General features: G+C 68.6%; 8 protein-coding genes, 2 tRNA genes and 1 pseudogene. 4 read left to right on the forward strand and 7 right to left on the reverse strand.

Going from position 1 to position 12,326, the window contains the following annotated elements; all coding sequences use genetic code 11:
• Positions 1-153: pseudogene (locus tag ABIS05_RS06890) on the reverse strand (IS5/IS1182 family transposase); the annotation flags it as partial.
• Positions 131-562 (reverse strand): 2Fe-2S iron-sulfur cluster-binding protein, encoded by a 432-nt coding sequence (locus ABIS05_RS06895; RefSeq protein ID WP_348011322.1) that lies wholly within the window; start codon positions 560-562, stop codon positions 131-133. The gene ABIS05_RS06895 and the pseudogene ABIS05_RS06890, both read right to left, overlap by 23 nt.
• A gap of 589 nt (positions 563-1,151) precedes the next feature.
• On the opposite strand from ABIS05_RS06895, the gene ABIS05_RS06900 reads away from it, so the two are divergent.
• Positions 1,152-1,838 carry an N-acyl amino acid synthase FeeM domain-containing protein gene (locus ABIS05_RS06900; protein WP_348011323.1) on the forward strand — a complete coding sequence of 229 codons (687 nt, stop codon included), beginning with the start codon at positions 1,152-1,154 and terminating at the stop codon, positions 1,836-1,838.
• A gap of 14 nt (positions 1,839-1,852) precedes the next feature.
• On the opposite strand, the gene ABIS05_RS06905 is transcribed toward ABIS05_RS06900, so the two are convergent.
• From ABIS05_RS06905 to ABIS05_RS06925, 5 genes are all read right to left on the reverse strand, one after another.
• A tRNA-Arg gene (locus tag ABIS05_RS06905) sits at positions 1,853-1,929 on the reverse strand.
• Between the two features lie 10 nt (positions 1,930-1,939).
• Positions 1,940-3,919, reverse strand: coding sequence for an OPT family oligopeptide transporter (locus tag ABIS05_RS06910; RefSeq protein WP_348011324.1), 1,980 nt, complete (start codon positions 3,917-3,919; stop codon positions 1,940-1,942).
• Between the two features lie 186 nt (positions 3,920-4,105).
• Positions 4,106-4,182, reverse strand: a tRNA-Pro gene (locus ABIS05_RS06915).
• 15 nt (positions 4,183-4,197) lie between these two features.
• Complete coding sequence (locus ABIS05_RS06920; RefSeq protein ID WP_348011325.1) at positions 4,198-7,392, reverse strand: UvrD-helicase domain-containing protein; 3,195 nt, start codon at positions 7,390-7,392, stop codon at positions 4,198-4,200.
• Positions 7,389-9,947 (reverse strand): PD-(D/E)XK nuclease family protein, encoded by a 2,559-nt coding sequence (locus ABIS05_RS06925; protein ID WP_348011326.1) that lies wholly within the window; start codon positions 9,945-9,947, stop codon positions 7,389-7,391. The genes ABIS05_RS06920 and ABIS05_RS06925 overlap by 4 nt, the downstream gene beginning before the upstream one ends.
• Positions 9,948-10,089: 142 nt before the next feature.
• Here ABIS05_RS06925 and trxA point away from each other — a divergent pair, with 142 nt between their 5' ends.
• The 3 genes from trxA to ABIS05_RS06940 all read left to right on the forward strand — a co-directional run bounded on the left by trxA (position 10,090) and on the right by ABIS05_RS06940 (position 12,310).
• Positions 10,090-10,419, forward strand: a complete 330-nt coding sequence (gene trxA / locus ABIS05_RS06930) for a thioredoxin TrxA (protein ID WP_056876926.1) — start codon at positions 10,090-10,092, stop codon at positions 10,417-10,419.
• A 244-nt stretch (positions 10,420-10,663) separates the two neighbouring features.
• On the forward strand, positions 10,664-11,929 hold the full coding sequence (gene rho, locus ABIS05_RS06935; protein ID WP_348011327.1) for a transcription termination factor Rho: 1,266 nt from the start codon (positions 10,664-10,666) through the stop codon (positions 11,927-11,929).
• Positions 11,930-12,058: 129 nt separating this feature from the next.
• Positions 12,059-12,310: a type B 50S ribosomal protein L31 gene (locus ABIS05_RS06940; protein WP_348011328.1), complete on the forward strand. Its 252-nt coding sequence runs from the start codon at positions 12,059-12,061 to the stop codon at positions 12,308-12,310.
• Positions 12,311-12,326: the final 16 nt, after the last annotated feature.

Here is a 12,326-nt window from a genome sequence, read left to right on the forward strand (position 1 = left end):
CACTTGTCGCGCCGGCTTGGCTGGCCGTCCTGCCCCTGGCTTGCGCAGGTACTCTTTGCCGCCAACGCGCTCACGTACAGGGATCAGTGGTTCGACGCGTTGCCAGAAATCATCGGTCACCACCCACAACTCAACTCTCTTGCGTGTCGCCATGCCTTAACCCAACCACCGCGTGAATGGCGGTTCGGGACGAGAGTTTACTATTTACGGATAACCTCTTAGCCTTCAGCAGCGCGGCGGCGGCCATCAACATGCCGCTCTGGCAGAAGCCGCACTGCGGCACGTCCAGCGCGTCCCAGGCTTTCTGCAACGGATGCGAGGCGTTCGGCGCCAGGCCCTCGATGGTGGTGATCTTCTGCGCCACTGTCAGCGCCGAAGCCGGCATCACGCAGCTGCGCACCGGCGCGCCGTCGATGTGCACGGTGCAGGCACCGCACTGGGCGACCCCGCAGCCGTACTTCGTGCCCGTCAGGCTCAACTGCTCACGCAGCACCCAGAGCAGCGGCGTATCGGCTTCCGCCTCGAACTGCACCTGCCTGCCGTTGACCATCAATTCCGCCATGCCTGCAGCTCCCGTCTTCCGCCACGGTTGGCGGGCGCGGGCAGACTAGCAGGGTCAGCGGTGGGCCGCCACCCGGGCGAGCAAGCGCTCAGTTCGGCTGCCATCCGCTCCGTACAGCCAGGCAGCGCTTCAGCGCGACCGCGCGCAAAAAAAGAAACCCCGGTCCATCGGACCAGGGTTTGAAACCGTCTTCCGCTGTCACGGTAGACGCCTGCTCAGGGAGGAACAGCAGGGGGCCGAAGCCCGCGCTCAATGTAATCGGACGCACGGCGACCAGATGTAGGACTGCAGGCCAAAAAAAATCCCGGCACCAAGGCCGGGACGCAATCCCCGCACGCTGTCGCGTCGGGCGCCTGCCCAGGGAGGGAGAAAGCAGGCAAACCAAGCCTAAGGGTCCCAAGCCTAAGGGTCGCCCTACGGACAACGCGTAGGACAACGCCTCATCGCATCCCGCCGGCAGTCTCTTGGGGCGTGAGAAATCGCATGGACTACATACAACCGATGTATCGGTCTGTGAGGGCCGCGAAATGACCCGCCTCACGTCCCTAGACTCGCGGCTCGCGCACTGGGCGCTGAGGATTTCAAGCACATGCTCCCAATCTTTGAAGCAAGCCGCAGCCACCCGCCGAAGCACTTTGGCGGTGCACCACTTGAGCTGGACAGCGGCTTCGGCGGGCTCGATGGCGAGGCCCTCGACCTCGTTGAACGCCGCTACGCCCATCGCGGCCTGGCCGTGAGCCGGGAGAACTACACCAGTCGCAAACAGGATGGCGACGTCGTCTGCACCGCCCGTGATGGCGATGCCATCGTCGGCACGCTGTCAGTTCGTTTCGACGGCGTCGGTGGCCTGCACGCCGACCTGCTCTTCGGCGCGGAACTGGACGACTGGCGCGCCGCCGGCATCAAGCTTTGCGAGTTCGGCGGCCTGGCCACCGACAAGCATTCCCGCGACCCCAGGAGCGTGCTGGCCCACATCTTCCACCTCGGCTATCTGCACGCCCACCGGCGCGCCGGCTGCGAGCGGCTCGTCATCGAGGTCAACCCGCGCCACGTGGGCTTCTACCGGCGCTGCCTGGGCCTGGTGCCCATCACGGCTGCGCGACACAACCCGCGCGTCAACGCGCCCGCCGTGCTGATGAGCATCGGTTTTGCCGAAGTACGCGAACAGGTCTCGCTGTGGGGCGGCCATCCCGACTCCGTCGCCTCGGCGCGCAGCCTGTATCCGCTGTTCTGGGACGAAGTGACCGAAGCCAGGATGCTGGCCAGGATGCCCTGAGCGTGAGGACAATTTGGCCCGACCGACAGGAATCGAACCTGTAACCGCCCGCTTAGAAGGCGGGTGCTCTATCCAGTTGAGCTACGGTCGGAAAACGGGGATTAGATCAGCACGTTGATGATGGCATTGCCGATGCCCATCAGCGCCGCACCGGAGATGAGGCCGGCGCAGATGGGCTCCATGCCTTCGACCCAGATGCGGTGGCCCTTGGTGCCGGGCGCCTTGTGCTTGCGGCCCATGCCCCAGAAGATCAGCGCGCCCACGAACATGCCGATGACCGCCTCGGGCGGCAGCACCACGCCCAGGCCGGTGGCCACGGCGGAGAGCTGGAAGCGGCCCTTGCTCTTGATACGCGCCAGTTCCATCACTACAGCGGCGACGGCGGCAATGGCCATCGAGACCAGCGCCGAGACCGGCAGGCTCTTCAGGCCCTTGGCGATGACGTCGGCCACGCCCTTCCACTGCAGTGCGGCCGGAAAGCCGAACTGGTCGGACACGATGCCGGCCGTGCCCCGCACACCCGACGCATCGGGCTGCAGGAACAGCAGGAAGAACAGCGGCACGCAGACCAGCACGCCAGCGATGTTGCCGATGATGTGACCGATGGCCTGGTGGCGCGGCTTGCCGCCGAGCATGTAGCCGGGCTTGATGTCGGAGAGCAGGTTGGCGGCGTTGGAGGCGATCTCCGCCGTCATGCCGGCCGGCAGAAGGTTGGACGCGGGGTTGCTCCGGTCCAGCGCGCCCATCGTGAACTGGGTGATCTTGGACAGCGCGCCGGTCGGCGTCCACGAGGTCAGGGCCATGGAGTTCGTGCAGATGATGCTCAGCACGAAGATCAGCGGCAGCGAAATGACGGCCATCCACAGCGGCACGCCGAAGAACAGGTGGGTCACGTAGGCGCCCAGCATCCCGAAGACCGGCACGCCGACGTAAGACACCCATAGCGGCACCTCGATGTCCTTCAGCAGGTCGGGGCCCGCGTCTGCCGGCTTGGCGACACGCTTCTTGAACAGGCCCTTGAAGATTTCGGGCTTGGCCACCAGCGACACCAGCGCGCCGACCACCATCATCGTGACGCCCCACCACAGCGACCACTGGTTGACGATCTCGACGCGGCTCAGCGGCACCGGCAGGCCGTTGGCGCCCAGGCGTGGCGCGATGTCGCCCATCTGGATCATCAGCGGCGCCAGGATGACGAAGTTGATGAAGGCGCCGAGGAAGCAGCTGCCGGCGATGGCCAGGCCCATCAGCCCGCCCACGCCGATGACGGCGACGTCCAGCGTGAGGCGCAAGCCCAGCGTCTTGAAGCTGGTGCCGAGGATGCTGGGCATGACGGCATCGGCCTTCGCAGCCCAGGTGTAGTAGTAGTCGTCCAGCCGCTCGTGCAGATGCCAGGGCTCCACGACGCCGGCCCACTTGTCGAGCATCAGCAGCTTGAACTGCACCAGCTTCATCCAGCCGTCACTGATCGCGGCCTGGTAGAGCGCGGCCCCGCCACTCACCCAGCCCAGCAGCTTGGCCTTGAAGACGCCCTCGTCGCCACGGCCGTTGTAGAGCGAATCCAGCACGACGCCGCAGGCACGGCCTTCGGGGAACGGCGCCTGGTCCTCGTTGATGAACCGGCGCTTCAGCGGAAACGCGATCAGCACGCCGGTCGTCGAGATGACGATCATCCAGATCATCAGCTGCCACCACGGCGGGATGACACCCGAGACCAGCATGTAGGCCGGCAGGCTGGAGATCAGCGCCGTGGTCACATAGCCCGACGCCGTGGCGATGGACTGCGTGCAGTTGTTTTCCAGGATGGTGTAGTCCTGGGCCCAGCCGCCGGCATGCAGCGCGCGAAAGAGCGCGAATGCCAGGATCACCGAGGTCAGGCCGACACCAAGCGAGATGCCGGTCTTGGCGCCGATGTACAGGCCGGTGGCCGACAGGATGCCGCCGAGCAGGAAGCCGGTGAAGCCGGAGCGCAGCGTCAGCTGGGCCATGTCACCGCGAAAGATGTTCTTGAACCACCACTCGTCCTTTTGGGCGCGGGTCCAGGTGGCGATCTGCTCGTCGGTCAGGTGTTGAAGTGCCATGGGTCTCTCGGGCGCGGCTTGTGACCATGCCAGGGTTGCAGCGAATAACCGGGGATTGTCCTGGCCGACCGATCGGTCGGACTTGGGGGGATGCCCTGGGGTAGAGGCCCCGGATGCGGGGTGATGCGGGGGCTTCACAAAAGAAAACCCGCCGTGGCGCAGGGCCAAGGCGGGTTCCGGAATAAATGGTCGGGGCGGCGGGATTCGAACTCGCGACCCTCTGGTCCCAAACCAGATGCGCTACCAGGCTGCGCTACGCCCCGATCAAGCCGCACATTCTAGCTGACAACGACGAGGCGTCCGGTGCCGCTGATCAAAGCGGCTCTGACGAGCTCGTCGGGCTGCAGTTTCTGCACGGCCGCAACGTAGCTGCGCATCTGCTCCAGGTAGGCCGTTTCGCGCTCGGGCGTGGCGCCGAGTTTGTAGTCCAGCACCCACCAGACGCCGTCGTCCAACTGCACAAGGCGGTCGATGCGGCGGTCATCCCCTGCGGCGTTGATGGCAACCTCGTTGGCGGCCCAGCGCAAGCGCGCCGGGTCGAAGAAGGGCCGGCAGTCAGGGCTTTGCAGGATGGCGTCGGCGGCCGTGGCCAGGCGTTCTCGTGCCGCAGCATCGAGGCCGAAGGCCTGGCCCGAGGCCGCGATGAGCACGGCCAGAGGCTGCGTCTGGCTGGCCGCGCTGGCCCATTCGAGAACGCGGTGCAGGGCCTCGCCGAGGTTGGCCTGCGCGGCGTCATCGGCCGCGCCGGCCCGCGCGGGCACGGGCGGTGCGGTCCAGTTCGGCAGCGGCAGATGCACAGGCAGCGGCATGTCCAGCGGTGCATCGTCGCTTGGCTCCGCGAGCGTGAGCGGCCGGCCCAGCGGCGAGAGCCGGGCCCACCAGCTCGCGTCACTCGCGCCACGCCGGGGCGGCGTGCGGCTGACGATCAGCCGGCGCCGCGCCCGCGTCATCGCCACGTAGAGCGCGTTCAGCTCCTCGCGCTCGCGCAGCACTTGCTCGGCCTCGATCAGGGATTGAAGCGCCGGTGGCGGCCGGCGTTCAGAGACGAGGAAGGCCAGCCGCGCCGGCGCAGGCGCATCGACCGGCCAATCGCAGGCCAGGGACAGCGTCTCGGCGCGCGGTGGCGCGGCGTCGGCATCCAGCAGGATGACGACCTCGGCCTCCAGGCCCTTGGCACCGTGCACCGTCAGCAGTTGCACCGCGTCGTCGGCCGGTGCGGGCACGAGCTTGGGCGAACGGGCCTTCAGCGCACGCACGAAACCATACAGCTCGGCAAACCGCCCGCCGTCCAGCTCCAGCGCGGCCTGCAGCAGCGCGTTGACGGTGCGCAGCCGATTGGCCGCCTCGGAAGGCGGCGCGGCGGCCAGCAGGCGCGGCAGCAAGTCGCCCTCGCTGACGATGCGGTCCAGCAGCTCATGCGGCGTGCAACGCGACGCCGCCGCGCGCCAGGCCAGCAGCAGAGTGCGGGCGCGAGCCAGGGCCGGGCTGGGCGCGGCCAGGTCGGCCAGCGCGTCCCACCAACCGCGCCGTTCGCGCACCTCACGCGGCGCCGCGCCCAGCCACGCGGCCGTGCCGGCGGCCTCCGCGAGCTGCAGCAGGTCGGCTTCGTCCACGCCAAAGAGCGGGCTGCGCAGCGCCCGCGCCAGCGACAACGCATGGCCCGGCGACGCCAGCGCGTCCAGCAGTGCGATCAGGTCCTGCGCGTCGGGCAGGTCCGCCAGGCGGTTGTCCTCGGGCGCGACGTGCGGGATGCCGGCCGCCAACAGCGCCTCGGCCATCTGCCGCAGCGGCGCGCGCTTGCGGGCCAGCACGAAGACGTCGCGCGGCCGCAGGCCTTCGGCCAGCAGCGCGCGGATGGCCCGGGCGACGCGCTCGCACTCCGGCGCGCGGCGGGCGATCTCGGCCTCCACGCGCGCCTCGGTCAGGCTGGGGCGCCAACGGTCGGGGTCGGCTTCAGCGGCAGCGTCGACAAGCGGCGGGCCGTCCAGCGTGAACAGCCCGGCGGCAGCATCGGTGCCCTGCTCCGTCGTGTGCGGCCGAAAGCCCGGCATCTGCGCTGTGAAGGCCGCGTTGACGGCGGCCAGCACCTCGGGCGCGTTGCGGCGCGTGTGGTCGCAAGCCAGCGTCACACCAGCCAGGCCGTCACGGACGAAATCGCCCGCTGCCGCGAACACGCGCGGCTCCGCTCGACGGAAGCGGTAGATGCTCTGCTTGGGGTCGCCAACGATGAAGACGGCGATCTGCCCGCCGCCCGCGCCGGCATAGGCGCCCAGCCAGCCGTGCAGGGCCTGCCACTGCAGCGGGCTGGTGTCCTGGAACTCGTCGATCAGCAGATGGCGCACGCGTGCATCGAGCTTCTGCTGCACCCAGCCGGCCAGCTCGGGCTTGGACAGCAGCGCCAGCGCGCCGCGCTCCAGATCGTTCATGTCGACCAGGCCACGCTCGCGCTTGAGCGCCTCGAACTCGGCGACCAGCACTTCGGACAGCCGCGCCATACGGGCGTGCTCGATGGAGGCCTCGTGCTGGGCGATGTCGGCGGCGATGGCTTCCAGCGCGGCGCAGGCGTCGAGCTGCGCGGTCGAGTCGCCCAGGCCCTTCTTGGCGGTGCCGGTCTTGGTGAACAGCGCGGCCCACAGCGCGGGGAAGGCGGCTGCGTCGGCCAGCGCCAGGGCCTGCTCAAGCGCCGTGGCCGCTTTCTGTGGTGTCAGCTTGCTGCTGGTGCCCAGCGTCACCGCCAGTGCAGCCAGCCTGGGCCGCCACGGCGCCAGTGCCGCCAGCGGCTCGGCCACGTCGGGCAGGCTGCCCGCCAGCACGCCGGCACGCACGGCCAGGCGCAGCTCCACGCGCTTGTTGAAGGCCGCCAGCAGCCACTCGCGCAGGTTGTGCCGGCCACGCGTCTCGGTCAGGCACTGGAAGGCGCTGGCGAGTTCGGTGTCCGCCAGCACGCGGCCGTGGAAGCGCCGCCACAACGCGGGCATCAGCTCGGCTTCATCCTCGATGAGCTGCAGCTCGGCGGACAAGCCTTCGGCCTGCAGCACGGCGAGCGGCGCCGCCCGCAGCAGCTGCGAGAACCAGCCGTGGAAGGTGCGGATCTCGACCGAGCGCCCCGCCCGCAGCAGCTCGTCCTGCAAGCCGGCAAGCCGAGGCGCGGCGGCGCGGGCCTCGGCCTCCGTCATGCCTCGGGCGATGAGCTCGGCCACACGCCGTGCCTCGCTGGCGGCGGCGAACTCGGCCAGCCATTCCAGCAGCCGTTCGCGCATTTCACCGGCGGCCTTGCGCGTGAAGGTGATGGCCACGATCTCCTGCGGCGCCGCGCCCGCCAGCAGTGCACGCAGGATGCGCGACACCAGCATCCAGGTCTTGCCCGCGCCGGCACAGGCCTCGACGACGGCGCTGCGGGCAGGGTCGCAGGCGAAGGCATAGAAGCGCTCGCGCGGGACGAGGGCGCCGTCGGCGTAGTACGCGTAGCTCATGCCGCGCTCCAGTCATCGCGGCGGCACAGGCCGCGCGCCTCACAGTGTTCGCAGGCGCTGCCTTCGCCCAGCGCCGCCAGCGGTTCTCCCTCCAGCATCAGCAGCAGGTCGGCCTGCAGACCCTCGCGCAGCACCTCGGCCGTGGCGGACACGTCGGGATGTTCGACGGTCACCACGCCGCCCGGGTCGTCCAGCGCCAGGTAGGCCGCGCTCAGGTCGGGCGCTGCATCCATCAGCAGCGCGTAGACAGCCATCTGCGTGTCCTCGAAAGGCTCGGCCACCTTGACCTTCAGGCTGGCGACGCTGCCGGTCTTGTAGTCCAGCAGCACGCGCTGGCCCTCGGCGGTGGTGTCGATGCGATCGATGCGGCCGCGCAGCAGCAGGTCCGCCAGCGCGCCGTCGAAGGGCGTGCATTGACGGTCCAGCTCGCCGTCGGCAAAGACCAGGCCGTTGAGCTCGGCTCCGCCCAGCCACAACACGTAGCGCGGCAGCAGCCGTTCGAAGCTGGCCTGCCAGGGCAGGAAGTCGGCGTCATCCAGGCCAACGCTCTCCGCCTTGGCCGCAGCACGCAGCTGAGCCGTTATGTCGCCCGGCTGGCGCTCGGTGTGGAAGCGGTGCAGCACCGCATGCAGCCAGGTGCCGTAGTCGCGCTTCTCCACCTCGGCCTCCAGCTCGTCGGCGTCGTGCAGGCCGAGCAGATGGCGGCTGAAGAACTGGTAGGGGCAGCGGCGCAGCGACTCGACGGCGCTGGCGCTCAACGCGGCCGGCAGCAGCGCGGCGGCGACGCTGGCCCGCGCCACGGGTTGCGGAGCGATGGCCTGCGGCTGGCGCTCGTCCACCCAGGGCTGCAGCGGCGACGCACGCCCGGCGCGGCGGGCGGCTGCGGCGAGGCGCTCGATAAGCGGGCTGGCCGGCAGCGGCTCGGCGCCGGCGCGCGTGCAGCGCAGCAGCGTCAACACCGGTGCGCGCAGCGCCTGCGCAAAGGCCTGCGCCTCGGCCTCGCGCTGCTGGGCTTGCGTGGGCAGGCCTAAAGCGGCGGCATCCACATCGCTGAGCAGGCTCAAGGGTCGGCCGCCCCGGCCCAGCGTGTCGGCGTCCGCACCCGGCAGCACCAGCGCACCAAAGGGTCGCAGCATGGCGCGCACCAGCGGCGTGATGACGACCGGTGCGCTGCCGGGATCGCTAGGTGCGAACTGGCCGGCTTCGAGCACGTCGCCCACCCAGGCCAGGAAGCCTGCGCCGTCCAGCCGCGCGTCCCTCAGCACCGCCTCGTGTGCGCTGCCCGGCCAGGGGTTGCGCGACAGCCACAGCGCCATCAGCACACCTTCGCTGCCTTCCAGCCCGGCCAGCGGCTCGGGGCCGAGGGCGCGCTTCAGCTCGAACAGCCACTGCACCAACGGCCGCCGCCCGCTGCTCGTAAGCGGCGCCAGCGCCTGGCGCCTGGCCTGCCACAGCGCCTGGGCGGGCAGCTTGTCCAACGCGTCCAGCGTCTCGGCGCGGCGAATGCGGCGGCGGCGGCACAGGGCTTCCAGCGCATCGAGCGCCGGCGACGGCTCGGCGCTGAGCTTGAGCCAGGCGAGCCAGTCGTCCACCGCGCCGCCGCCGAGGGCCGCGCGCAGCAGGGCCATCAGCGTCGAGGCGGCGGGCGTGGTCGCCAGCGTCCAGCCGGTTTCGTCGTGCATGGGCAGGCCCTGGCGGCCCAGCAGCGCACGCACGCGGCGCACGACGACGCGGTCCTGCGCGATCAGCGCCACCGGCGCGCGGCCGGCGGCCAGGTGCTGCAGCACGGCAACGGCGCTGGCCTGGGCCAGCGTCTCGAAATCGGCGCACAGCGCTTCTTCGACGTGAGCCGTCGGTTGCGCAAGCGCGTCCAGGTCGACATCGGCGTTGAGCAGCAGCGTTGGCACGGCGCCGCGCGCCAGCAGGGCCTGGGCGAGCGGGTCGGCGCCACCGGCCTGCAACGCGATCCAGGCGCTGGGGCGGTGGCGGAACAACGCGTCGGTGGCTGGCGCGCGGTCATCGGCTGCGGCCCATTCCAGCGCCACCCAGACCAGCGCGCGCTCGGTGCCGCCGATGGCGTCTTCGCCCAGATGGCGACGGGCGGCGTCGAACCATGCGGCGCGGTCCGCCGGGGCGCGCTGGCCGGCGGCGCGGGCGAAGGCGTGGGCCGTCTCGACGAGCCGGGCCAGCGCCAGCCGGTAGGCACGCGGGTCCTCGCGCTTCAACGTCTGCGCCCAGGTCTGCTGGGCCAACAGCGCATCGGCGGCCAGCGCGTCCACCGGCGCGTCGCCGCTGATCTGCTGCGGCGCCGCCAGCGCCGTGGGGCCCAGCGCAGAGGCCAGGCTGCGCGTCGTCGCCAGCACAGGCAACCAGCCGCCACGCGCCAGAAACGCGCGGCGCGCGGGCGCCAATTGCTGGGCAAACGGCAGCAGCAGCACGGCGTCGCGCAGCGTCGCGCCCTGGCCGGCCAGCCAGTCGGCGCTGACGGCCGCGACGCGGCGCCAGAAACCGTCGATGTCTTCCCCGGGCTCAAGGCCTAGATTGATGACTTGCAAAGAGCCCTCCCGCCCTGACGTCTGCCCTGTTCGGTCACCCCGCTGACCGTCGGGGCAAAAGTGGCTATGTCACAATCATTTTTGCCTATTCCGACGGCGCCGAGAGGCCGCCGTCAACCCTTTGAGGCCAAGGAACCCTCCCATGAGCAGCGAATTGATCAAGCATGTTTCCGACGCGTCCTTCGACGCCGACGTGATCCAGTCCGGCAAGCCGGTGCTGGTGGACTACTGGGCCGAATGGTGCGGCCCCTGCAAGATGATCGCGCCCATCCTGGACGAGGTCGCCACCGGCTACGGTGACAAGCTGCAGGTCGCCAAGATGAATGTCGACGAGAACCGCGAGGTGCCCGCCAAGTTCGGCATCCGCGGCATCCCGACGCTGATGCTCTTCAAGGACGGCCAGTTGGCCGCCACCAAGGTCGGTGCCCTCTCCAAGGCCCAGTTGACCGCCTTCCTCGACGCGAACCTATAATCGCGTCCAACTGCTGCGGCGACCCCCGCGCCTCCCGGCGCCTCGCTGCAGCAGCCAAAGCCAACACGCCCCGAACTCCAAGGAGTTCAGCCAGCGTGGTCTCGGCTCCCCCTCCCACCACTGTTTAGTTGTCGAATCGCGTCGCTCGCTGTTTGAGCGATAGACATTCGGTCCTGTTCCGGGGCGGCCGTGGAATCGTCGTTGTGCCTTGGCTGGCGCTGCGACCCCTGACGGGTACTCACCCATGCATCTTTCCGAACTCAAAGCGCTTCACGTCTCCGCCCTCATCCAGATGGGCGAGGAGCTGGAGATCGACAACGTCACGCGCCTGCGCAAGCAGGAGCTGATGTTCGCCATCATGAAGAAGCGCGCCAAGGGTGGCGAGCAAGTCTTCGGCGATGGCGTGCTCGAAGTGCTGCCCGACGGCTTCGGCTTCCTGCGCTCGATCGAGGCCAGCTTCATGGCGTCGACGGACGACATCTACTTGTCGCCCAGCCAGATCCGCCGCTTCAACCTGCACACCGGTGACCTGGTGGAAGGCGAAGTGCGCGTGCCCAAGGACGGCGAACGGTACTTCGCGCTGGTCAAGGTCGACCGCGTCAACAACCAGACGCCGGAGGAGAGCAAGAACAAGATCATGTTCGAGAACCTGACGCCCTTGTTCCCCAAGGAGCAGTTCAGGCTTGAGCGTGAGGCCTACAAGGGCGAAGAGAACATCACCGGCCGCATCATTGACCTGGTGGCACCCATCGGCAAAGGCCAGCGCGCGCTGATCGTTGCCCAGCCAAAGACGGGCAAGACCGAGATCATGAAGAGCATCGCCCATGCTCTCGTTGCCAACGCGCCGGACTGCCACCTCATCGTGCTGCTCGTCGACGAGCGCCCGGAAGAAGTGACCGAGATGATCCGCACCGTGCGCGGCGAGGTCATCAGCTCCACCTTCGACGAGCCCGCCGCCCGCCACGTGCAGGTGGCCGAGATGGTCATCGAGCGCGCCAAGCGCCTGGTGGAGCTGAAGAAGGATGTGATCATCCTGCTGGACTCGATCACCCGCTTGGCCCGCGCCTACAACAACGTGCTGCCCTCCTCCGGCAAGGTCATGTCTGGCGGCCTGGACTCCAACGCGCTGCAGCGCCCCAAGCGCTTCTTCGGCGCGGCACGCAACATCGAGGAAGGTGGCTCGCTGACCATCATCGGCACCGCGCTGGTCGACACCGGCTCGCTGATGGACCAGGTGATCTACGAAGAGTTCAAGGGCACCGGCAACTGCGAAATCCATCTGGATCGCCGCATGGCCGAGAAGCGCGTCTACCCGTCCATCCTGATCAACAAGTCCAGCACGCGCCGTGAAGAGCTGCTGCTCAAGCCGGAGATCCTGCAAAAGAGCTGGATCCTGCGCAAGCTGCTCTACAACATGGACGAGATCGAGGCGATGGAGTTCATCCTCGAGAAGATGAAGGCGTCGAAGAACAACCTGGACTTCTTCGACATGATGCGGCGCGGCGGGTGAGCCTTCTCATCTGAACTAGCCAAACCGGTAGGAAGCTCGCTACAATCGCGGGTTTTCCGCCCCAGACACCCCCGGAAAGTGCGTCGCCGAGCTCGCGACGTGGCTCCCGACCAGACCCAAGAGGTTCCCATGAAAGACGGCATTCACCCCAACTACCGCGACGTCGCGTTCATCGACCAGTCCAACGGTTTCCAATTTGTGACGCGCTCCACCGTGCAGTCCAAGGAATCCGTCGAGATCGATGGCAAGAAGATGCCGCTGGTGAAGCTGGAAACCACCAGCGAGTCGCACCCCTTCTACACGGGCACGCAAAAGAGCATCGACAACCTCGGCGGTCGCGTCGAGAAGTTCCGCAACAAGTTTGCTCACCTCAAGAAGTAAATCGGTTTGCTGCTGC

The sequence above is a fragment of the Roseateles sp. genome (assembly GCF_039929605.1).
Classification (GTDB): domain Bacteria; phylum Pseudomonadota; class Gammaproteobacteria; order Burkholderiales; family Burkholderiaceae_C; genus Pelomonas.